The sequence below is a fragment of the Staphylothermus marinus F1 genome, assembly GCF_000015945.1.
In the GTDB taxonomy this organism is placed as follows: Archaea; Thermoproteota; Thermoprotei_A; order Sulfolobales; family Desulfurococcaceae; genus Staphylothermus; species Staphylothermus marinus.
In genome coordinates, this window is sequence record NC_009033.1 from 1,090,853 (window position 1) to 1,112,572 (window position 21,720).

The window sequence follows — 21,720 nt, forward strand, 5'->3', positions numbered from 1 at the left end:
CGGGTTTCTGATTTATACAAGACGTTAATAACGAACTTCTAGAGTCTATATTACCATAACGTCTTATATATTTTCTTATGGTTTCCACCAAGATAACAATACGTACTTTATTTCTTCATCACTAACTATTGCTATTATCAGTTTTTTTCTCACAGAATGTAGGAGGCGACCTATTCTAACAATGTCTATTGGATCATATTTTTCGCTTAATGAAAAGACTTCGACACCGAAAGGAGCATGATCTATTCCTGGACCAAACCTGTAGACTAGATAATCACAACCGAATTTTAGTCCTCGTCTTACAATAAATCCGCGATCCCTTAGATCCTTGTAAACAATGTATAACTCCTTAAATCTTTCAATATAATTGTTTCCTATAGTGTATAGCTCATTTTTTTCTACTTTCTTGTTTCCCATGTAGATGTTAAGGTTTCTTTTCTCGAGTAAATATAGTGCTTCAATAATGGATAATTCCAGTGGTGCCTGAATATTCTTATCTCTAGGCTTTTGTATTCCTAAAAATGTACCATAATAGCCGTCCCAATATATTTTGTTTGCACAATTATATTCGGGAATAATTACACGATTATAGAGGAGATAGCCTTTACAGGTTCCTGTCTCAATATTTGCTATGTTATTAGTATTCTGTGTAGTGCTAGAAATCGTAGCTCTTCACCTAAGGCCTTTAACAAATCTGCAGCGTTTTCTAGAAAATCAATTGCATCTTTTAATACCATTAATGGCACAATTTTGTTCTCATATTTAGTGTATATTGTGAAAGTTAAGTTTCTATATAGTTCATCTGCTTTATTCTCTAAACGGGATATTTCTCTTACATGCATCATGGTTTTCTTGGGATCAGTTTTAAGCTTGTTTAACCCCTCATTTAAGCTATGATATTGTGCTACTACTGTGGATGCTAGTTCTTTTAGTTGATTATAGATGCTCTGATCTATTCTGTACCCCTTTATTCTTAAAAGAGTTAATCTATATGATGCGCCATCTAATAGTTGGACAAGCCTATCTATACCAAGAGCAATCGATATATAGTTTTGCCTATTAGGTAAGGTCTCTCCAAGCCTTATAAGATACTCCATTAACATAAGTCTATTTTCCTCAACACGTATCTTTGGTGCTTGTATCTTGTTATATAATTTGTCAAATTCTTGATCTGATAAAAGATTCGATAAAACATCTGTAAATGCCTTAATAACATCATCTGCTTGGTTGAGCAGATTAACCATGTTTTCGTATATATGCATCTCTGCTAATGTATCCTGCTCGTATTCAGCCATTTTAATCTCCCTTTGAATATCTATAAATGGGTAGAGGTATTTAAGGGATACTTATTATCATTAGTTTTAAACAATATCTAAAAATATGGTTTAAGAAATAGTTTCGGATGCTAACAATGAAGGTTCTAGTTATTGATGCATTAGCTAGAGCTAGTGGTAGCAGGTATAGTACGTTTGACGTGGTTGGTGCTGGTCCTAGAGTAGTAGCTGGTATTATAAAGAATGCTGGGTTTAAAACCGATCTAAAAGCTTATGAACTAGTTATTAACAAGCCTGAACTACTAAGAAATTATGAAACAATATTGATCTCGGCAATGTCAAGCGATAAAGGCGCGTTATCTAAATTGCTTAATTTGATAGAAAATATTAATTATAAAGGCAAAATAATCGTGGGAGGACCAATAAGTTTTGAATATAAGGAATTACTAAAGAATAATCCGAGAATAAACTATGTATTAATAGGTGAAGCCGAGATACCTTTGCCTAAGCTCCTCGATAATATTATCTCTGGGGAAAAAGTCGGCAATGTACCAGCAGTAGCTTTTAAGGATGAAAATGGAGAAATCAAAGTTACCTCGCCACACATATATACGCCTGCAGAAATAATATCTAAAAATAAGCCTTGGGTAGAAATAGAAAAATCCTATCCTGATCATAAAGTGTATAGGTACTATGTTGAAGTAGTACGGGGATGCAGTAATTACTTCAGACCCATTATTAGTGGAATCGATGGATTAAACTGTATAAAATGCTTCATATGTAGAAAAGGGGATCTCGATAAAAGAATGTATTGTCCAGCAAATATTCCTCCTGGATGCGGATTCTGCAGTGTACCTTACATGTTTGGACCAGCTCGTAGCAGAAGTATTGATAGCATAGTTGAGGAGATCAATGAATTAGTAGGACATGGTGCTAAGAGAATTGTTCTAAGTGCTCCTGACTTCTTGGATTATGGTAGAGACTTACTAGTTAAACCAAAACCATTAACTGATCCCTGTCATCCGAAGCCGAATATAGAAATGATCGAAGCACTTCTATCTAGTCTTTTCGAGATAGATAGAGTGAGAAATAAAAGTGTGAGGATATTTATTGAAAACATAAAAGCATGTCTAGTCACAGAAGATCTAGCTAAGATTCTTGGAAAATACCTGTCTGGTACAACTATACATATAGGTTTAGAAACCGGTGATTCAAAATATAATTCCTTAGTTCTCGGAAAACCTATAAGTGTTGAACACGTCTATAAAGCAGTAAAGTTATTGAAAGCTAATGGTTTAAGACCTTATGTATACTTAATGTACGGATTACCATTAGCAAATGAGAAAGTTTATAGAAAAACTCTTCGGGTAATAAGTAAATTATCTAGTCTAGGTGTGGAGAAAATTACTCTGTACAAGTTTGTTCCATTACCTGGAACTGCTTTCCAAAATCTAAAACCAGATATTAAACAATATAGTAGAATAATCAGTTTGATCAAGAAAAAAGTTGAAAAATATAATTTATTGACGAAAACAAGCTTTATTGGGAGAAAAATACATGTACTACTGCTTCACAGCAACGGCAAATATTATGGTTATCCAATTAATCATGGCCCAACAGTTTTTGTAAAAGGATTAACGAGTCCAGGATTTTCAGGGTGTGAAGCATTGGTTGAAATATATGATGTAGCACCTCGATTTTTATGGGGGAAATTTATTAGAATACTTACTTGTTAAGTGTTCTCTAATTCTTCTCAGGTTAGTTGACTCATTGTTTTAATTAATGTATCTAGTTTTATTGCTTTCTTGAAATAGTTATTTTTTATGAGGGCTTGTTTTAATTCGTTTAGTAGATCATATGTGTATGGAATACTGACTAATTTCAAGTAGTTATAATATGTTTTTAAATATTGTTGTGTATTTTCATCAACATCACTATTTATTGTCATAATATCTTCGTGTTGGGAAAGCAGTATTGTTGTTTTTTCAATGATCCCTTTGATCTCTGGTATTATTCTATCTACTTTTTCAGGATCACTATTTGAAGCATTCTTTACATATTTTAACTTATCTATTAGTTCTTCATACTTGTTTACTAGGTCTCTGAGATTTGATAAGTAATCATATATGTGTTCATTCATGACTCATACCGTCCATGTAGAAACTTGTTATTATATATTTGGTTGTATAACTAATGTTTTCTTAGAGTTGCAATACTATTATCTGCTACGCCTTTTTCTCGTAGTTCTTCTGGGTAACAATACACTAGGTTTGTCCCGGCCTCCTCTATTATTATTGCTTTAAACAAGAATTTCTTTTTACCAGCAATAACAATTTCTATTGTATCGCCTTCTTTTATTCCAAGTGCTTCGGCGAGGTCTTTGGGTACTTTGGCCGTGTTTTCTGGAAGTGAATCATCATATTTTATCCTTATTCTTTTTTCACGTAATATTTTCTGTTTTCTTCTAAGCTCAGATGCTGGGGGTATTATTGATACGAGTTTTTTAACATCTACTTTTTTAGCGGGTTCGCTTTTTTCTTCATTTGCGCTTTGCGTTGGTGTGGTTTCTTTTTCTTCGGGATACATAGTATGCACCTTTCAGCTATTAGCTAGTCAAGGTGTCTCCATATATATCGTATTGATAAGGGATTATAAATTAATAGTTTAAAACTCTATGTTAAACTCTTTTTTCAATCCGAGCAGACTTATTAGTTTATCGTGTAGTTCTTGAATATGTAGTCTTATCTGTTCCCTTGAATCTCTATCTCTTAGTGTAACCGTTTCATCTTCTAATGTTTGGTAATCAATTGTTATAGCATATGGTATACCTATTTCATCGGCTCTAGCGTATCTTCGACCAATGCTTCCTTCTTCATCATAGTAAGCTAGTATGTTGTTCTCTAATAAGGCCCTATATACCTGTCTAGCTATTGAAACCATTTTTTTATGTTCAGGCTTATTACCTGTAACTAATGGGAAAACAGCTACTTTATATGGAGCTATTCTTGGAGGTAATTTAAGAACTATTCTTCCATCTCTTGCAATACTTATAGAATTCTCTAAGACAACATAAAATATTCTCTCCAAACCAAACGAGGGCTCTACAACGTGGGGTATTATTTTTTCTCCATGAATAGTTTCTTCTTTCTCACTTATTATGAAGCATTCGCGACTAAGTTTATAATTGCTGATTTCCACATAATTGTTCTTATTAAGCTCTTCCAGTATTTTTTCAGCAGGTATTTCATTGAGTTTTTTCATAACAGTTCCAATATCTTTTCCCACTATTTCTCTTATTTTCTTGGGGTTAGGAACAATCTTAACAATTTTTTTCTTGATTGGTTTATCGTATTTTTTGAAATATGTAAGGTCAGCTTTTGAATACTTAATATGTCTGCTTAGATCATATGTTGTTCTATAACTATATCCTGCTACTTCTATCCAGCCATACTTCTCTGTATATACTTCTTGGTCGAATGTTTGCTCTGAATAATGAGCTTTTTCCTCGGGAAGTTTCTCGTCGAAACGTATTTTTTCAGACGAGATTCCCAGTTTTCTTAGGAAGATATTTCCTAGCGCCATCCAATAAGCCATCCATGGATTCTTGACTATTTTATTCTCAATTAATTCAATAGCTGTATATTTCCTAGTTTTTTCTTCTCCTCTCAACTTGTCCTCAGCGGTGATAATGTTTAGTTTTTCATTTCTTATCTCATCCGTCATATACTTCATTGTTTCTTCAAAGGCTTTTTCAGGATCAAAGAAGAATTCCAGCTCCATAATTGTGAATTCTCTAAGACGCAATAAGCCTTGACGCGGTGAAATCTCGTTTCTACCGACTCTACCTATCTGCGCTATTCCAAGAGGTAATTTATTTCGTGCAATATTTAATACATGTTTAAACGATACAAACATTCCTTGCGCTGTTTCAGGCCTAAGATATGCTGGGCTCCCCTTATAGGGGCCTATTTCGGTTTTAAACAATAAAAGTGCTGGTTTAGGCTTTGTTAATTCTCCTCCACATTCTGGGCATCTAATATTATGTTCTTTAATGAGTTTCCATAATTCATCCATCGATAATCCTTCTGCTCTAATTCCCAGGGCTTCTTCGATAAGATGGTCCGCTCTGAAAACTCTTCCGCATCTAGTACATTCTGTGATCGGATCTGTAAAGTGGTCTTCGTGGCCACTAGCTTTTAATACTATTCTAGGAGTAATTATTGGAGTTTCGATTTCTAGAACAAGCCCAGTATTATAGACAAGATTGTTAAGCCACTCATTAATGATGTTTCTCTTGATTAATACCCCGTTAGGGCCGAAATCGTAGAATCCTGCTACTCCACCATATATTTCGTAGGATAACCAGAATAACCCCCTCCTCTTACCCAGATCTAAAAGTATTTGGTATTTATCAACTTGTTTATTTACCAATATTTTAATACCTCGTTTTATCTGGTTTAAACTATAGTTTTATCTTCTAAATGTGGAATATATTGTTGATGCTTATCAATAAATTAATGTGGAGCTGTATCCAAGTTGACTCTATGGAGGCATTTACTAGAGGAAACATGTGCATTTGCATGTGTAAGAGATGAGAATTCAAAATATATAGTTGTAGGTATCCCCCTAGACTCGACAACAACCTATAAGCCTGGAACCAGAATGGCTCCTAATAAGATAAGAGAGGTATCTTGTAATATTGAATATTATTCGCTGTTTGAAAACCTTAGTCTTGAAAGAATAGGTTTTAATGATTTAGGTAACATTGTTATGGTTCCAGGGTTTATACATGAAAATATTGATCGAATAAAGAATGTTGTTAGAGGAATTAGAGAAGAATATCCTGGTAAAACATATATTTTCCTAGGGGGAGAACACTTAATCACATACCCGATTATACATGAATTAATTGACACTATTGATACGTTAATAGTTTTCGATGCACACCTAGATCTGAGAAATGATTATTTAGGTTCAAAGTTTAATCATGCAACTCATCTCCGCAGAATACTTGAGGAAACAAGTATCCCTATAATTCATTTTGGTGCCAGAGCAATCAGCGAAGAAGAATTAGGATTTGTTCAGAAACAATCCAATATAACAATGCTTTCTCCACTAAATCTCGATAATTATCAACGAATAATAAATAGTGATCTAGGAAACGTCTATATTAGTATAGATATAGACTCAGTGGACCCTGCATATGCTCCTGGAACATCTAATCCTGAAGCCTTAGGTTTACATCCAATCGATATCTTAAAAATAATAAGGAGTATAGTTAGGAATGCAAGACAAGTTATTGGATTTGATATTGTAGAAGTTAATCCGCTAGGTGATATCAATGATATTACAAGTATATTAGCGGCTAAGATAGTATTTGAAATAATAGGTATGATGGAGAAGAAGAGCTCGGTTTAAATAGCTTTTACTAATCGATAGCTTCGAGCAATCTTATATATTATCTCATATCCACAATGCGGGCATCTAACACGTTGCCTACCATAAATACTAATCATTTCCTCTAGATCAAATTCTGCACCACACCTAGCACATTTATACTTAACCATACTCTCACACCACAAGCATTATACAACAGTTTCTTCAATCATATAAGTGGAATATAAATTTTATAAACTACCAATAAACAATAATGTATAGAAGAATAATAAGATTGAATGGTTGGAAAAAGGCATGGAGGAGGACTTTTCATCAATATATGGTGGGCTCCCTCCTGAACTAGTTGAGCAATTGGAGAGGGAACAACAAATAATTAAAATTAGGCTAGATAGGCGAAAATTTGGTAAGGAAGTAACTGTTATTGAGGGATTGACGGGCTCTAAAAATGAATTAAAACAATTAGCTAAAAAATTGAAGTCAAAACTTGCAACGGGGGGAACAGTTAAAGATGGTAAAATAGAGCTACAAGGAGATCATAGACATAGAGTCAAAGATATACTAATAAACGAGCTTGGTTTTCCACCAGAAAACATAATGATAATAGATTAGACAATACAATAGCGGAGAAAAATAGAAGAGTTAAGTAAAAAATATTTATTTATGTTAAGTTATGTAGTTGGAAGATCTATTCCTAACTCTTTTGCAAGCTCTTTATATCTATTTCTTACAGTTACCTCGGTCACCCCAGCTACATGTGCAATTTCTTTCTGCGTTCTGCGTTCACCTGATAATTGCGCAGCTATATATACTGCAGCTGCTGCTAACCCTGCTGGATCATTTCCTGCTGTAACACCTAATGATCTAGCTCTATGAAGGATCTCGGCTGCTTTCTTCATTACACTACCGCTTAAATTTAAAGCATGTGCTATTCGTGGTATGAAATCTATGGGATCGCTTGTCTGCACTTTTATATCGAGTTCTTTGAGGAGTAATCTATAGCATCTAGCGATATCTTTTCTACTACTCTTGGTATGTTTAGCTATTTCATCCAGAGTTCTTGGAATTTTTAATTCTCGGCAAGCAGCATATATTGCAGCAGCTATGACGCTTTCAATGCTTCTTCCGCGTACAAGGCCTTTTTCAACAGCTCTTCTATAAATTCTAGCGGCTTCTTCTTTCACATTTCTAGGTAGGTTGAGCTGGTCTGATAACCGGTCTAGCTCGTTCATTGCTTGTGCTAGGTTTCTCTCAATACTGCTCTGTATTCTTGATCTTGCTTGCCATCTTCGAAGCTTCTGTATTTCTAGTCTTCTACGTGGTTCTAGTCTTTTGCCTGTAGCATCTTTGTTTGAATAATCTATCGCGGTAGCTAATCCTCTATCGTGGACAGTGCTTGTTAATGGTCCTCCTATTCTGCTTCTTCTCTCCCTCTCTTCTGGAGTAAAAGCTCTCCACTCAGGTCTATCATCAATAACTTTTTCTTCGATTACTTCGCCTGTCAATAAACAAATATATTCTCCCATCTCTGGATCATAAATTATTTGATCTTCTGGACATTTTTGTTTATCTTTGGGAGAAGTATTTACTGGATTAGACATATTGTTCACCATAAATAGTTTTAGCTATTAACAGGTATGTTAGAACCCTTATAAATTTTTCCATAAATTATATAAATCAGACAATGAGGGGGTTTATAACTTTAATCACATATTATTTTAAAAATTTATCATCAAATCGGATCCGGCTAGATATCAAAATATAAAAACCCAGAATAATTAATTAAACAAATATGATGAAATAAGTAGCCGGGTCGTCTAGCGGCCAAGGATGCGGGGCTCTGGCCCAGTTGTAAATGCTGGGGAGAACCCCCGTGACCGGGGTTCGAATCCCCGCCCGGCTACCATTCTATTTACAATATATGGGTGTGATGCTAAATGACTACAAAGCTCTTGTACCAATATGACTCGTATTTAAAGGAGAATACTGCAACAATAAGGGAAGTTATTGGTAATAAGATAGTGTTTGATACAACAATTTTTCATCCTAGAAGCGGCGGTGTCGATCACGATACTGGTAAATTAGTTAAAGATAACAAAGAATATAGAGTTGTCCAAGTTTTGTTTGATAAAAATATTGGTGATGTAGTTCATATTGTTGATGGAGAACATGATCTTAAGGCGGGTGATGTCGTTAAACAAGTTATTGACTGGAATAGAAGATATAAGCTTATGAGACTACATACAGCAGCTCATATATTGGCTTCTGTTATGTATAGGGATTATGGAGCATTAATTACTGGCGGCAATATTTCCGAAGAATACGCCTATGACGATTATAGCCTCGAGGAATTCAATAAAGAACTATTTCTAGATGTTGTTGAAAAAGCGAATCAGATTATTAAGCGCAATATTGAAGTTAAGGTTTATTGGTTACCAAGGGAGGAAGCCTTAAAAATACCTGGCATTGTGAAACTAGCTAAACGCATGCCTCCAAATATTGATATGTTAAGAATAGTTGAAATACCTGGTGTTGATATACAAGCTGACGGCGGCCCCCACGTTAAGAATACAGGTGAGATCGGCGAGATTGTTCCATTGAAGATTGTCAATAAGGGTAGAAAGAGGAAGAGGTTATACTATACAGTTAAACCTTAAGGTTAGAATAGCTTGGATAGCCTAGTAGATTATATTTTACAGGGAATAATAGGGCTGCCTCCTACATATCAGTTATTCTTCATTGGACTTATACCGGCCGTGCTGACTTCTATTGGTTCTTTTCCAGTAATTCTAGGAAAGAAGATCAGTGAAAAATACATATATGCTGGATTAGGTTTTTCAGGTGGAGTAATGCTTGTTGCTTTATTCACCAGCTTATTAATTCCCTCATTAGATATGGGTTGTTATCTATGTGTTTATACTGGATTTATAGTTGGCGCTTTAACAATTTATGTACTAGATAAATCTCTTCCGCATTTACATTTTATTAAAGGGTATGAGGGGCCTAAGTGGTTTCGTAGAACATACATGCGGATGCTTCTAGTTGTTCTAGCAATAATTATACATAATATTCCTGAAGGTATGGCGGTTGGTGTATCAACTATTTATGGATTAAAAGATGGAGTACTAGTAGCCTTGGCTATTGGTATACAGGACATACCGGAGGGCTTAGCTGTATCTCTTCCTTATTATAGTGTTTCAAAAGACATGCGGAAATCATTGGCTCTAGGAGTGATTAGCGGTTTTTCCGAATTAGCGGCTGCATATATTCCTCTAGGCGTAGTTGTCTTGTTCAGCAATGTTCTAGAACTACTCATGCCTTTCCTAATGAGTTTCTCAGCTGGTGCAATGATATATGTTGTCGTCCACGAGCTTATCCCGGAAACATATAGTCACGGCCACGATGATTTATCAACGCTCGGCTTCTTTACCGGTTTTATTATAATGTTTCTCCTCGACACTTTTCTCGGCTAATATATAACTTCTATTTTTTGGCCCTTAATTGTTATTATAGAACCCGTTCTAGCCTCACAGTATTTCTCCGGATATTTTTTCTTAACATAGTCCTTGGTTGCTTCGCCGCTACAATGAGTAGGACATATATGTTTTGTAATACGTGCTAAACTATCAATAACACTTCTCGGTGGAGAATGGAATCCTCCGATCACTAAGAATAAGTTTTTACCAGTGATCTTCTTCGTGATCTCCGATAGTTTATCTACACCTGGATGACTACATCCAACTATAAGTATCGGATTTGTTTCTTCATTATAAATAAATAATCCATGCTCATATAGATAACCGTGTTTGAGGGGGCCAGTGCTCCACGTATTTATTGACAATTTTGTTGGTTCACGTATGATTATTGGTATAAGATTATAGTTTTTCAAATAATTAACATCACCAGGTGGTGCATAGATTTTTAGTTTACGTTTCAAATTAGTGAAATATTTGAATCCACCATAATGATCACTGTGGTGATGGCTTAAGAAACAATAATCTAGTTTCTCTAAATTAACTCCTAATTGTTCAGCATTAAACCTTATTATTTCCGGAGAAGTATTGGCATCGAAAAGCAGTTTTTCACCCATAACTTCAATATATATGCTCCACCCCCAATCATTGAGTAGACCAAGCTTACCAACATTATCATTTAACACAATCAACTTAACCGAGAAACTCATCTAGCTTACCTACATATTGTTTTAGGGAAAAATATATGCGGGCCCGCGGGGATTCGAACCCCGGGTCTCCGGCTGGCCCTGCTAAAACACTGTGCTTAGGAGGCCGGCGCCCTATCCTGGCTAGGCTACGGGCCCTTTATTATCTCTACGTTATTTTTGATTAGTTTATGGGAGATATATAGTTTTATCTTATATATCTAATACTTTCACCCACCTCTCTTTAATTGATCAAGTATTCATGTTTGTCTACACTAAAACATTGTGTAAACAATTATTCAGAAAAATGTATTTGAGATGATATAGTATGGTTTTAAAAGTAGTCACTTTTAAAGCGGATGAAGATTTAGTTGAGAAAATAGATGAATACGCATCAATCCTAGGTATTTCACGTAGTGAACTAATAAGAATGGCGCTTGAAAGACTAATACTGGAAATGACGAAAATAGAAGATAGAAAAATCAATAAGGAAATAAATAGTGAAGTAGTAATTGTAATATAAATATAAGCTTTATCATCTAATATTTATAAATCCCATAAATATAATCAAAAAATTGAAGCCGCCGTAGCTCAGCCTGGCAGAGCGCCGGACTCATACGGAGCCACGGGTCCGAAGTCGACTAAGCTCAGGGGAGATCCGGTTGTCCCGGGTTCAAATCCCGGCGGCGGCATTTTTCATCCAACTCTATCATTAGCTAGTTTATCCTATCATGGAAAAATCTTGATAAAGAGTTTTAAAGGAAAATAACATGGATAAATAAGTGATATTGGGGGGCCGTAGTCTAGCCTGGCTAGGATGCGGGGCACACTAGGCTCCAAATAGGACCTAGTGCCCGAGTTGGGCCCCCGTGACCCGGGGTTCAAATCCCCGCGGCCCCACTACTAACTAATCCTAGTATCCACAAATCAATCTCTTAATTTACTCAAGTTGTTTTCAACAATATTTTTAGTCAGAAATAATATGTTGATCACTATATTCTTCATCTTGGTGTAGGTGTATTGGATATAAAAGTATTCCTTACAGGATATTCTCATATCGATAGTGAGTGGCTCTGGCCTCTAGAAGAATCTCTACGTGTTGTTAATGAAACATTTTCTCAAGTTATAAATTTAATGGAGAAATACAATGATTTATTCTTTGTTACGGGTTCTTCTCTTTACTATGAATATGTCGAGAAGAACGATAATGTCTTGTTTAACAAGATCAAACACTTCGTGGAGAGAGGCCGCTGGGAGCTTTCCGGAGGATTTATAGAGTTTGACGCAAACATGGCTTCGGGAGAATCAATTGTTAGACAACTTGTTATGAGCCAGAAATATTTTTATCAACATTTCAACAAGTATGCTGAGATATTGTTTTTACCTGATTCCTTCGGCTTCCCCTCCAGCCTTCCACAACTACTTAGAAAATCCAGAATCAAATACTTTGTTACATCGAAGCTTAGATGGAACGATACAAATGATTTCTCATATCCTATTTTTATTTGGCGTAGTAATGATGGTAGCAAGGTATTAGCGTATATTACTCCTCTAGATTATAATGAGTTCTTAACCAATTATGGAAGAATAATATTTGTTGTTTATGAACAATTAAGAAAACAAGAGATCCCAGCAGTACTGATAATTTATGGTAAAGGAGATCATGGTGGCGGAATAGATGAGGATACTATAAAGAATATAATAGAATGGCGTAGACGAAAAGAAAGATTTATATCAATAAATCCTTCACGAATAAGGGATTTTTTCAAATATGTCGAAAAACACTACACTGATAAACTCCCCATATACATAGGGGAGCTCTACTTAGAGTTTCATAGAGGAACATATACGGTTGGTTCGTTTATTAAGAAGCTTAACAGATATAATGAAGAATTATTGTTAAGCATAGAGAAACTCTACACGATACTCAATATTTTATTCAATATAGAATATCCAAGCATTGTCGAGAAGTTCTGGCGCCTACTACTGATAAATCAGGGACACGATGCTTTATCAGCTACATTATCACCTAACGTATACATAGAAGTTAGGACCAGGGCATACATGTTATTTAAGCAATTACTAAAACTATATCGAAGAGGACTCGACAAAATATTGGAGAAAACTAATGGAAAATATGTATTGTTTAACCCGAATAATTTCCCATTAACTACATATATGAGGGTTCGTGGAAGCATAGAAGGTATATTCCAGGATCTAGGAGATAATGAAAAACTAGTATATGTAAGAAACATTCCGCCCCTAGGATTTAAAGTTATAAATTCATTTAATGATATACCCAGCGATGCCGTCAAGATAAATGAAGATAAAGATTTCATATTTCTTGAAAACAACTATTTGAAAATAATAATCGATAAAAAGAAGTGTTTGGTAACAAACATTTTTGATAAGCGTTTAAACCTTAATATTCTCAGAAAACCTATTCGGTTAAGAATGTATAGCGACCTACCCATGCCTACTAGAGGAAGATTATTTGCTGCAGGATTATTTGATGCTTGGGAAACATATTATCTTGACGGATTAAACAAGTATTTATACAAGGATTTAGAGCCCGTAGAAGTAGAGATAAAACATCGCGGACCACTATATGCATCAGTTTATTGTAGGTACATCTATAAACAATGGTTTAGAAGGGGATATGCTGATATATCGGCTGAGATCGGTTTATATGCTGACAAACCATATGTCGAGATATATTTAGACATGATATGGAGAACAAAACATAAAATGCTCAAGCTTCTCATACCATTAAATATCGATTCAGAAACCGCGGTATTCGAAGCTCCTTACGGAGTTATAGAAAGAAAAGACCCTCTAAGATCAAGTGATCCATTTGATAAGGCAAAATACGAAGTACCAGGGCATTCATGGGTAGATGTATCAAACGGCGAATTCGGTGTATCCATTATTACTGATTCAAAGTATGGATATAGCTGGATGAACGGTGCAATAGGAGTGAGCTTGCTTAGATCACCATTATTCCCTATTAGAGAAGCGTATGCAGGCTATGTGGAAGAATATAGACATGTTCAGAATAAAATGCTTGACTTAAAGTTTTCAAAGCTTAAAGGCTTAACAAAGAAGATACTAAACTTCTTATTAATGATAAACACGTACCTATCATATTTGAGATTTTCTAAAAGACCCCTCTACATGGATCAAGGACGTAGAACAGCGCGGATATGGATATATCCACATAAGGGAACATATGTGGAGGGCAAAACATATCGTGTTGCTAGAGAACTTCTAACAATCCACATGCTTGGTTATAAGAATAATTCAGCGAATAAAAACACTAGTATTTCAGTGATGAATGTTGAGCCAGACAATATAGTGATTACAACTGTTAAACAATTAAAGCCAGGCAAGATATTGTTGAGAGTATATAACCCCATAAACAAAACAATTATTGCTTGTTTAAGAACAAGCTTCAAGTACAATAAGGTCTACGAGACAGATTTCCTAGGAAATACGCTTAATTACTTAGAAGAAGATAATGGATGTATAAAATTATGTTTTAAACCATACGAGGTTAAAACAATTATTTTTACGTAATAGATTAGCTTAAACTATGAAATCAAAATCATTTTATAACATAGATAATTACATGAGTAAATAATTGAATATGGTTTTTTAATAGCTCGAAAGAACTCTATTATAAATGTTCAGTATTGTTTAAATATTCAATAATAGTTAATAATATATTATTTGAAAAAGGAACTATATTGATTATTATAGAAACTATGTGTGAGGTTTTGGAGGCTGTTGAAGAGTCTCCTAGAAAAACTTGATTTTAGCATGGTTCTAGACGATGTAATTAATAAGGCAAAGATTGTTTTATCGGAAAGCATTGTTGAGCGACTAAGAAATGCTAGTAAAGGAGAGCTTGACAATATTACTGAAAAACACAGTACTGGTGTTTATAAACTCGTACTTAAACCTATTGACGGAGAACAATTTATTTTCTACATATATAATGGGTTCTTGATCGGAGCTATTTATGAGAATAAAGAGAAAAAACATGGCATAGAAGCATATAACATTTTTAAATCTGGTCCCGAACAATTATTCTCCTCTATTGAAATATATAGTGTTCCCGAAAACGTTCTTGAAGAAATAATTGGAAAAGAAAAACTAGAAGAACTTAAGAAAACTATTAAACAAGAAACAAGTGTTTCCCAGCAAAGAGAGTCAATTGCATCAACTTCATCTCAGGTTCTAGAAGTAGGAGCTAAGCAAGCTTCCCCGACTACAGAAGCAGTTGTTAAGCCTGCACCAAAAATAGATTTTGAAAGTATTAGGAAAGAAATCTATGAATTAATTGAGAGACTTGGTTTTGATATACTAGATGTTAAACTCGAATTACGCGAAGATATTGTTTATTTAACAATTGAACTCGCCCCTATGTATCAGACAGCTATGATGCTACTAGATCTTGAGAGCACGCTTTCCGCGGCTTTATCATTATATATTGAGAAAACAAGGATGGATGATAAAATAGTTAAGTCACAGATAAGAATGGCTGGTGAAACCAAGACTAAACTGCTGGTTAAAAAAGAGGACTTTATAGCAACCACTATTCTAGGCAAAATAGTTAGAGCACTAAACGAGAACGGTGTACCAGTTACTAAGTCAACATATAAAATATCTAAGGATAAACTAGAAGTTTTTCTCGAGGTTAAAAAACCAGTATACCCAGGTATAGATACCAAAGCTGTTCTACAAAAAGTATATGATGAAGTAAAGAATGAATGGAATGGAAAATCAGAGATATATGTGAAAGCAGGTAGATTCTCCAAATACAAGATCCCATAAACATAAATATAAACCCGTAGAAATAACCACAAATATGAAGAGCCGGGGTGGCCGAGCGGTCTAAGGCGGCGGGCTGCAGGGCCCCATAATTCACATGGACTTTACCCTGTAGGGGGTTCATGGAAACCCGCTTTACCGCGGGTTCGAATCCCGCCCCCGGCTCCAAATTTCTAGTTCGAATCTCATCTAATCCACCACCTCATAAGCTCCAACCCGTATAATCCGAGCTCGCACATTGTTGATAATCTGTTAACTAATTATGCAACGCTTAATCATATATCCATTACTATGCTCTTCTTTCTTTTCTTCTTGGTGTAATAGAATGGTTAGGGAGGTTAGGGTTTTAGCTGTTGAGGATAAGTCTTGGTGAATACAACCCCTCTTCAGCTTTCCATTCATCGGGGACTTAAGCGCTAGACAACTACTAATTATTATATGCTTTGTCATCGCATCTGCATTGGTTACACTATGCAATGGTTTAGGTTTTGGCGGGACAGCTGTTACTGTACTTGTATCGGGCTTTATTGGCTTAGGGATTGCAAAGAAGCCTGTTAAATCAACACTCCAGAGAAACAGTTCTTAGTATTTTTAAGCGGTAAATATAGGCCTGGGATCAGTCGAGCACTTGGAAAACCTGGGGCCGTAAAAAAGAAGTCTCTGCAGGTTCCCGAAACCGTGGAGATAGCTGCACGCGACTCAACAAGGATCCCTACTGTTAAGATTGTCGGGGTTCTCCGCGACCCCCTCGGCATCCCCCTGGCTAACCAGGAGCTTGAAGTATACATTAACAACCGCTTATACTCCAAGATTAAGACGGAGTCTATGGGAGAATATACAGTATATTATTCGCCTGAAGAACCACGGCTGTACGAGGTAGAGATCAGGCTTCAGGGCAACGCTGTTCTTAAGAGAAGGGTAAAGGTGGGTGCTAGGGGTTGAGCAGAAGGACTTCATCCTAGACACATTAATTTATTAGAAGGGGCTTAGGGGCTTCTATGACTATAAATATTATTTGGAGAAACAGGGGGGTTTAGGTAGGGAGCCAATACCTGCGCAACTCTTGAACCCCTCAACACGAGGGGCTTTACCGAATTGTGGACTTGAAGATTTGATCGGAAACCGGGGGCTTCTCGCCGTCCCATGATCACGTTTCACATGCAGAAAGCCCCCTCCAAGCCCCTCAAAAATTCTGTAGCATGCTTTTGCGGTGCAGGGTTGTTGCAGAGGGGGCCTTGGTGAGGAGGTGTTTGCGGTGCTTGTGGTGTGAAGCCCCCTGGTTCCCCTAGAATATATTGAGCGCAGATGAATTAGGAAACAAGCTTACCGATAAACAAGCGAAAAACAAGGAGGACAATGCTGGATATCCATGGTTTAGAACACCAGAATGGATCAGAGAACTATGCATATTCTTCAAAACACTATCAAAACTCGAAATAGAAGCTATGGCAAGCAAAGGCCTCAAATTCCTCGCAGACAAATACATACCTGAAAAAATCAATATAGGAGACTGGATAGATTAGCTTCATAAGTACGCAATTTATTCTTAATTAAATACAATGAAAAGAATCAATCTTAAAAATTATGAAGCGAACGATACTATGAGATTTTGAATATAATAAAATATTCCAAACAAGTATTTTTGAAACAGACTATAAATGATCGAAACGTAGTATAATAATTACATAAGTAGGAAGAAATTAATTTGAATTAGGATTGTTATTCATATTATCGTTTTACCGTTTTTGAATATATGGATTCTATTAATCTGGGGTCTTATTAGGATTTTCTCCCCTATTCTATATTCAAGTTGTCCTTTCATAAGAATTTTGAATATGTAGTCTCCGATTTTCACGTCTATTACTGTTTGTGCTCCTAGGGGCTCAATAACGTATACTTCGGCTTCAATCGTATTCTCTTCTTTTTCATTAACTATGTCTATGTGTTCAGGTCTTATACCTACAATTACATCTGTTTCACCTAGTTTTTCCAAGATAATCCTACCTATTTCCTTATCTAGTTTCAGTGTGAACTCGCCAGCATCTAGTATATATTCATTATTTACCACTTTGAAGGCAGCGTCAAAGAAGTTCATTGGTGGTGAACCAATGAATCCAGCAACGAAGAGGTTTGCGGGTTTATTGTAGAGATCATAAGGTCTGCCAATCTGCATTATTTTGCCTTTATTCATGACTGCTATTCTATCACCCATAGTCATAGCTTCTGCTTGGTCATGTGTTACATAAATAGTTGTTATTCCTAGTTCTTTCTGCATTCTTTTAAGTTGTGCCCTCATATATACTCTTAGTTTAGCGTCAAGATTGCTGAGAGGCTCGTCCATTAAGAAGACGCTTGGTCTTCTAACAAGTGCTCTTCCCAAAGCAACTCTCTGCTGTTCTCCTCCTGATAACTGAGATGGTTTACGATCAAGTAGGTGGCTTATATGAAGCATCTCCGCAACAGCTTTAACCCTACGATCAATTTCTGTTTTGCTTAAACCCATGTTTTCTAGTGGAAAAGACAAGTTCTTATAAACAGTCATATGTGGATATAATGCATAGTTTTGGAAAACCATAGCAATATCTCTCTTATGTGGCGGAACATCATTTACAACTTTACCATATATTAAAACATCTCCTTCATCAGGATCTTCGAGCCCAGCAATAATCCTAAGTGTTGTTGTTTTACCACTACCACTAGGACCTAACAATACAAAGAATTCTTTATCATATACTTTAAAGGATACGTTGTCTACAGCAATTGTTTTTCCAAACCTTTTAGTCACATTCCTTAACTCTACATCGGCCATTTAAAACCACCCTAAGCACCCTTAAGTGCTCCAGCTAAGAGACCGCTCACAAAAAATCTCCCCAGAAGAATAATAATTATTGTTGGAGGTAATATAGCTATTATAGAGCCAGCCATTAGAGTATTCCATGAAACGGTAGTTGTACCTCTCAAATTAGCTATTTCCGGCTGAACAGGCCTAACTACGGGAGTCGTGGATAATGCAACAGCTATGAGGAACTCGTTCCAAATATTCATGAAGATTATTATCGTAGTAGATATTATTCCCGGAATAGCTACTGGGAAAACCACTTTAAAAAATGTCTTAATAGGCGAAGAACCATCAATAAATGCTGCTTCTTCAAGCTCCTTGGGTACAGTCATGAAAAACGCTGCAGATATGAGAGCAGCCCACGGGCTGAAGAGTAAGGTGTAAGCAAGTATTAAACCGGGAATTGTTCCCATTAAGTGGATAGTAGAAAATATTCTAACTATAGGTATCAATACAATCTGGTAAGGAATAAAAGAAGCAACCGCTATTGAGAAGAATAATGCTTGTGCACCCTTAAACCTATATCTTGACAAATAGTATCCAGCCATAGTACCAATAATAACCGATAAAGCAGTGGCGGATAGAGATATAATTATGCTGTTAATGAACGCTCTACTTATCCTATTCCATGCCTCAACCCAAGGATCTACTGTTGGATTCATAGGTGGTTGTAATACATTAGTGGAATAAATCTCTCTATTACTCTTAAAACCCGCTATAATGGCAATATATACAGGCATTATCCATGCAATAGCTAGGATTACTAAGAAGAAGTACAGAAGAATTCTTTTAATAGATGATTTTATCTTCATCTACCAAACCACCTTCTTAACGCTGTTAAGGCATAGGGGATAACTATTACAAGCGATAACCCGAATATTACAACAGCTATAGCTGCACCATACGCGAAGAATCTCATAGAAAATGTTGCATCCCACATATAGTTTGCGAGAACATCAGTTGCAAGACCTGGACCTCCACGAGTAGCAACAAATACTAGATCGAATAGTTTGAGAATAGCTAGAGAAAGCAATGGTATAGAGACTAGAAAACCGGATCTAGATAATGGTAAAATTATTCTATAAAATATTTTAAAATCAGATGCTCCATCAATTTTAGCTGCCTCTATTATAGATTTATCAATACCTTTAATTGTAGCCTCGAAAATTACAACTGCGAAGCCTAGATAAAGCCATACCGTTACAAATATTAATGCATACAATGCCGTTCTAGGATTATCTATCCATCCATATGAAACCTTAAAACCTAAAGCATTAAGTATGGTATTTATAGCTCCCTCCCTACCATACATCCATATCCATATAGTTGCAGATACAACCATCGACATAGCTGTAGGAATTAAAAATATGGTTCTAAAAATCGTTTCTTTACCTGATATCATCATTAAATACGCTATTACTAACCCGAGAAAACTGGTGGGGATAACAAATATAAGTATCCAAATAACATTATTTCTAAAAGCGATCCAGAAGCGCTGAGTACTAATCACTCTCCGAAAATTCTCTAAACCAACAAAGTTAAAACTCGGCTTCATACTCCACCAATCACTCATAGAAACATAAATCGTTTCTCCAATCATATAATAGAGAACAGCTGTTATCAAAATTATTGGTCCGAGAAATAAAATGAAATCCTTAATACTGACTAGCTTAGGCATTCATATTCACCTAGCTAGACAAAATCATGTATAAAAATTTTGTTTTTGTGATTAAAAAAAAATTATCTCTTAGTTATGAAATAGTCTATTGTGTATCCCTTCCAGAATGAGGCTAACCCGCTAGTTTTGACAGACTGTAGAATCTGTGCCAAAGCAGTGTTTACAGCGTTATCCACGGGTGTTCCAACACTTACTGCTGTCAACATACTTGTTAATATATTATGTAGATCAGTCATGAAAGCTTCCTTAGCTATACCTCCATGAACCGCACTTGGTATGAGCGTTGATTTCTGGAAGTCTTCAGCTGTCTCAGGCCTATATGGGTCAGGATATTTGGGCGATACATCGGTTCTAGCAGGTATTGAACCTTTTATTAAATTAAATTTCTCCTGTGCCTCCTTTGAACCAACAACCATTAACCAGTCTTTAGCGGCTTCAGGATGAGGTGCATTCTTTGGAAGCTCGAAGGCATCCGATAATAATATGAATATGTTCTTGGGGAATGGTGCTGCAGCCCAGTCTTTTCCATACTTATAATTATTGGCTATATAGTATCCTGCAACCCAATCTCCATGAATAAACATAGCAGCTTTTCCTTCAGCAACTAATGCGGCTGCTTGATCCCATGTTAGCTCGGGGTGGTTTGAATTAAATAATCCCTCTTTAGCCATTGTAGCCATGACTGTTAATACCTTTTTTACTGTTTGTACAACTGGATCGTTTGGATCATTATAGTTGAATTTACCTGTGAAGAATTTTACATAAGTTTCTGGACCGCCTGCGTTCGCTAATAATACTTCAAATAAATGAGTCACAGGCCACTTATTTCTAGAAGCTAATGCGATCGGGGCTATATCGGGTCTTTGTTGTTTAATATATCTTGCAACCTGTAATAATGTATCAACACTCCAGTTTCTAGGATCACCAAATTTATTGATTATTCCAAGCTCATTAAAGATCTTTGGATTATACCATAAGACATTAGATCTATGGACATCTATTGGAACAGCATAATAATGTCCGTTAAATTTACACATAACCTGTAATGTTGAAGGAATAACTTTGTCGAGACCTAGCTTACTCCATATATCATCTATTGGAGCTAAGTAGCCTGCATCAACATATTCTTTAAGCTCGGCTCCGGCGTGAACTTGGAAAGTATCAGGAGGAGTTCCCGCTGCTAATAATCCTATAATGACAGATTTCATTACACTTCCTGCACCACCTGCAACCGGGTTCTCAACAATCTGAATGTTGGGATACTTCTGTTTAAACACTTGAAACACAGCATTTATAGCTTCACGCTCTCCACCAGCTGTCCACCAATGATATATTACTAGCTCAGCTTGGGGAGGAGTGGCTGTGGTCGTAGTAGTGGTCGTAGGAGTGGTTGGTGGTGTAGTAATGGTTGTGGCGGGTGCAGGTGTTCTAGACCAGCCCCACCAAGCAATTCCAGCAAGGATGCCTATTATAACTAGTAGAGTAATAATAATAGCTGTGGATTTAGTTATAGCTGAATAGGACATGTAATCTCACCGACCCA

The 21,720-nt window shown here is 36.0% G+C and carries 21 protein-coding genes, 5 tRNA genes and 1 pseudogene; 14 read left to right on the forward strand and 13 right to left on the reverse strand.

The window, feature by feature from the left end; all coding sequences use genetic code 11:
• Positions 1-75 precede the first annotated feature (75 nt).
• Together endA and SMAR_RS05860 are read right to left on the reverse strand one after the other, a co-directional pair.
• Positions 76-663: a tRNA-intron lyase gene (endA, locus tag SMAR_RS05855; protein WP_341871639.1), complete on the reverse strand. Its 588-nt coding sequence runs from the start codon at positions 661-663 to the stop codon at positions 76-78.
• Positions 630-1,295 carry a DUF47 domain-containing protein gene (locus SMAR_RS05860; protein ID WP_011839416.1) on the reverse strand — a complete coding sequence of 222 codons (666 nt, stop codon included), beginning with the start codon at positions 1,293-1,295 and terminating at the stop codon, positions 630-632. The genes endA and SMAR_RS05860 overlap by 34 nt, the downstream gene beginning before the upstream one ends.
• 116 nt (positions 1,296-1,411) lie before the next feature.
• Between SMAR_RS05860 and SMAR_RS05865 the strand changes: the two genes are divergently transcribed.
• Complete coding sequence (locus SMAR_RS05865) at positions 1,412-3,010, forward strand: B12-binding domain-containing radical SAM protein (protein ID WP_341871637.1); 1,599 nt, start codon at positions 1,412-1,414, stop codon at positions 3,008-3,010.
• A 17-nt stretch (positions 3,011-3,027) separates the two neighbouring features.
• Here SMAR_RS05865 and SMAR_RS05870 read toward each other — a convergent pair whose 3' ends face one another.
• The 3 genes from SMAR_RS05870 to glyS all read right to left on the reverse strand — a co-directional run bounded on the left by SMAR_RS05870 (position 3,028) and on the right by glyS (position 5,705).
• Positions 3,028-3,414, reverse strand: a complete 387-nt coding sequence (locus SMAR_RS05870) for a hypothetical protein (protein ID WP_011839418.1) — start codon at positions 3,412-3,414, stop codon at positions 3,028-3,030.
• A gap of 50 nt (positions 3,415-3,464) precedes the next feature.
• A complete protein-coding gene (locus SMAR_RS05875; protein WP_011839419.1) occupies positions 3,465-3,860 on the reverse strand; it encodes an AbrB/MazE/SpoVT family DNA-binding domain-containing protein in 396 nt (131 codons plus the stop codon).
• A 78-nt stretch (positions 3,861-3,938) separates the two neighbouring features.
• Positions 3,939-5,705, reverse strand: a complete 1,767-nt coding sequence (gene glyS / locus SMAR_RS05880) for a glycine--tRNA ligase (RefSeq protein WP_011839420.1) — start codon at positions 5,703-5,705, stop codon at positions 3,939-3,941.
• A 105-nt stretch (positions 5,706-5,810) separates the two neighbouring features.
• On the opposite strand from glyS, the gene speB reads away from it, so the two are divergent.
• Positions 5,811-6,692, forward strand: coding sequence for an agmatinase (gene speB, locus SMAR_RS05885; RefSeq protein ID WP_011839421.1), 882 nt, complete (start codon positions 5,811-5,813; stop codon positions 6,690-6,692).
• Here the strand turns inward: speB and SMAR_RS05890 are convergent.
• The gene (locus tag SMAR_RS05890; protein WP_011839586.1) at positions 6,689-6,841 is read right to left on the reverse strand and encodes a TFIIB-type zinc ribbon-containing protein; all 153 of its coding nucleotides are present in this window, start codon (positions 6,839-6,841) and stop codon (positions 6,689-6,691) included. The two genes, speB and SMAR_RS05890, sit on opposite strands and share 4 nt — an antisense overlap.
• A 124-nt stretch (positions 6,842-6,965) precedes the next feature.
• Here SMAR_RS05890 and yciH point away from each other — a divergent pair, with 124 nt between their 5' ends.
• Positions 6,966-7,280, forward strand: coding sequence for a translation initiation factor (gene yciH / locus SMAR_RS05895; RefSeq protein WP_052833849.1), 315 nt, complete (start codon positions 6,966-6,968; stop codon positions 7,278-7,280).
• A gap of 59 nt (positions 7,281-7,339) precedes the next feature.
• Here yciH and SMAR_RS05900 read toward each other — a convergent pair whose 3' ends face one another.
• Positions 7,340-8,269, reverse strand: coding sequence for a transcription initiation factor IIB (locus SMAR_RS05900; RefSeq protein WP_011839423.1), 930 nt, complete (start codon positions 8,267-8,269; stop codon positions 7,340-7,342).
• A gap of 205 nt (positions 8,270-8,474) precedes the next feature.
• On the opposite strand from SMAR_RS05900, the gene SMAR_RS05905 reads away from it, so the two are divergent.
• The 3 genes from SMAR_RS05905 to SMAR_RS05915 all read left to right on the forward strand — a co-directional run bounded on the left by SMAR_RS05905 (position 8,475) and on the right by SMAR_RS05915 (position 10,141).
• Positions 8,475-8,574, forward strand: a tRNA-Gln gene (locus SMAR_RS05905).
• Positions 8,575-8,605: 31 nt separating this feature from the next.
• The gene (alaXM, locus tag SMAR_RS05910) at positions 8,606-9,325 is read left to right on the forward strand and encodes an alanyl-tRNA editing protein AlaXM (protein ID WP_011839424.1); all 720 of its coding nucleotides are present in this window, start codon (positions 8,606-8,608) and stop codon (positions 9,323-9,325) included.
• Between the two features lie 12 nt (positions 9,326-9,337).
• A complete protein-coding gene (locus tag SMAR_RS05915; protein WP_011839425.1) occupies positions 9,338-10,141 on the forward strand; it encodes a ZIP family metal transporter in 804 nt (267 codons plus the stop codon).
• On the opposite strand, the gene SMAR_RS05920 is transcribed toward SMAR_RS05915, so the two are convergent.
• Entirely contained in the window at positions 10,138-10,851 is a 714-nt protein-coding gene (locus tag SMAR_RS05920; protein ID WP_011839426.1) for an MBL fold metallo-hydrolase, read from the reverse strand. The genes SMAR_RS05915 and SMAR_RS05920 overlap by 4 nt on opposite strands.
• Positions 10,852-10,889: 38 nt before the next feature.
• Positions 10,890-10,986: transfer RNA gene (locus SMAR_RS05925), tRNA-Arg, on the reverse strand.
• Between the two features lie 169 nt (positions 10,987-11,155).
• On the opposite strand from SMAR_RS05925, the gene ccr1 reads away from it, so the two are divergent.
• From ccr1 to SMAR_RS05965, 8 genes and pseudogenes are all read left to right on the forward strand, one after another.
• Positions 11,156-11,350, forward strand: coding sequence for an aCcr1 family cell cycle regulator (gene ccr1, locus SMAR_RS05930; RefSeq protein ID WP_011839427.1), 195 nt, complete (start codon positions 11,156-11,158; stop codon positions 11,348-11,350).
• A 57-nt stretch (positions 11,351-11,407) separates the two neighbouring features.
• Positions 11,408-11,519: transfer RNA gene (locus SMAR_RS05935), tRNA-Met, on the forward strand.
• 100 nt (positions 11,520-11,619) lie between these two features.
• Positions 11,620-11,727, forward strand: a tRNA-Pro gene (locus SMAR_RS05940).
• A gap of 120 nt (positions 11,728-11,847) precedes the next feature.
• On the forward strand, positions 11,848-14,403 hold the full coding sequence (locus SMAR_RS05945) for an alpha-mannosidase (protein WP_011839428.1): 2,556 nt from the start codon (positions 11,848-11,850) through the stop codon (positions 14,401-14,403).
• A 210-nt stretch (positions 14,404-14,613) separates the two neighbouring features.
• Positions 14,614-15,663: a hypothetical protein gene (locus SMAR_RS05950; RefSeq protein ID WP_011839429.1), complete on the forward strand. Its 1,050-nt coding sequence runs from the start codon at positions 14,614-14,616 to the stop codon at positions 15,661-15,663.
• 41 nt (positions 15,664-15,704) lie between these two features.
• Positions 15,705-15,828, forward strand: a tRNA-Cys gene (locus SMAR_RS05955).
• A 510-nt stretch (positions 15,829-16,338) separates the two neighbouring features.
• Positions 16,339-16,602: a hypothetical protein gene (locus SMAR_RS05960; protein ID WP_011839430.1), complete on the forward strand. Its 264-nt coding sequence runs from the start codon at positions 16,339-16,341 to the stop codon at positions 16,600-16,602.
• Between the two features lie 377 nt (positions 16,603-16,979).
• Positions 16,980-17,183: pseudogene (locus SMAR_RS05965) on the forward strand (DNA topoisomerase IV subunit A); the annotation flags it as partial.
• A gap of 200 nt (positions 17,184-17,383) precedes the next feature.
• Here the strand turns inward: SMAR_RS05965 and SMAR_RS05970 are convergent.
• The 4 genes from SMAR_RS05970 to SMAR_RS05985 form a co-directional block, all read right to left on the reverse strand.
• The gene (locus SMAR_RS05970; protein ID WP_011839432.1) at positions 17,384-18,469 is read right to left on the reverse strand and encodes an ABC transporter ATP-binding protein; all 1,086 of its coding nucleotides are present in this window, start codon (positions 18,467-18,469) and stop codon (positions 17,384-17,386) included.
• A gap of 11 nt (positions 18,470-18,480) precedes the next feature.
• Positions 18,481-19,311 (reverse strand): carbohydrate ABC transporter permease, encoded by an 831-nt coding sequence (locus SMAR_RS05975; RefSeq protein WP_011839433.1) that lies wholly within the window; start codon positions 19,309-19,311, stop codon positions 18,481-18,483.
• Complete coding sequence (locus SMAR_RS05980; protein ID WP_011839434.1) at positions 19,308-20,177, reverse strand: carbohydrate ABC transporter permease; 870 nt, start codon at positions 20,175-20,177, stop codon at positions 19,308-19,310. The genes SMAR_RS05975 and SMAR_RS05980 overlap by 4 nt, the downstream gene beginning before the upstream one ends.
• A 62-nt stretch (positions 20,178-20,239) precedes the next feature.
• Positions 20,240-21,703, reverse strand: coding sequence for an ABC transporter substrate-binding protein (locus tag SMAR_RS05985; protein WP_011839435.1), 1,464 nt, complete (start codon positions 21,701-21,703; stop codon positions 20,240-20,242).
• Positions 21,704-21,720 lie beyond the last annotated feature (17 nt).

What these genes read in the sequence shown, in the direction of transcription:
- SMAR_RS05860 (WP_011839416.1), bottom strand. Translation starts at nt 1,295, where the DNA reads ATGGCTGAATACGAGCAGGATACATTAGCAGAGATGCATATATACGAA.
- SMAR_RS05865 (WP_341871637.1), top strand. Translation starts at nt 1,412, where the DNA reads ATGAAGGTTCTAGTTATTGATGCATTAGCTAGAGCTAGTGGTAGCAGG.
- SMAR_RS05870 (WP_011839418.1), bottom strand. Translation starts at nt 3,414, where the DNA reads ATGAATGAACACATATATGATTACTTATCAAATCTCAGAGACCTAGTA.
- SMAR_RS05875 (WP_011839419.1), bottom strand. Translation starts at nt 3,860, where the DNA reads ATGTATCCCGAAGAAAAAGAAACCACACCAACGCAAAGCGCAAATGAA.
- SMAR_RS05890 (WP_011839586.1), bottom strand. Translation starts at nt 6,841, where the DNA reads ATGGTTAAGTATAAATGTGCTAGGTGTGGTGCAGAATTTGATCTAGAG.
- yciH (WP_052833849.1), top strand. Translation starts at nt 6,966, where the DNA reads ATGGAGGAGGACTTTTCATCAATATATGGTGGGCTCCCTCCTGAACTA.
- SMAR_RS05900 (WP_011839423.1), bottom strand. Translation starts at nt 8,269, where the DNA reads ATGTCTAATCCAGTAAATACTTCTCCCAAAGATAAACAAAAATGTCCA.
- alaXM (WP_011839424.1), top strand. Translation starts at nt 8,606, where the DNA reads ATGACTACAAAGCTCTTGTACCAATATGACTCGTATTTAAAGGAGAAT.
- SMAR_RS05920 (WP_011839426.1), bottom strand. Translation starts at nt 10,851, where the DNA reads ATGAGTTTCTCGGTTAAGTTGATTGTGTTAAATGATAATGTTGGTAAG.
- ccr1 (WP_011839427.1), top strand. Translation starts at nt 11,156, where the DNA reads ATGGTTTTAAAAGTAGTCACTTTTAAAGCGGATGAAGATTTAGTTGAG.
- SMAR_RS05970 (WP_011839432.1), bottom strand. Translation starts at nt 18,469, where the DNA reads ATGGCCGATGTAGAGTTAAGGAATGTGACTAAAAGGTTTGGAAAAACA.
- SMAR_RS05975 (WP_011839433.1), bottom strand. Translation starts at nt 19,311, where the DNA reads ATGAAGATAAAATCATCTATTAAAAGAATTCTTCTGTACTTCTTCTTA.
- SMAR_RS05980 (WP_011839434.1), bottom strand. Translation starts at nt 20,177, where the DNA reads ATGCCTAAGCTAGTCAGTATTAAGGATTTCATTTTATTTCTCGGACCA.
- SMAR_RS05985 (WP_011839435.1), bottom strand. Translation starts at nt 21,703, where the DNA reads ATGTCCTATTCAGCTATAACTAAATCCACAGCTATTATTATTACTCTA.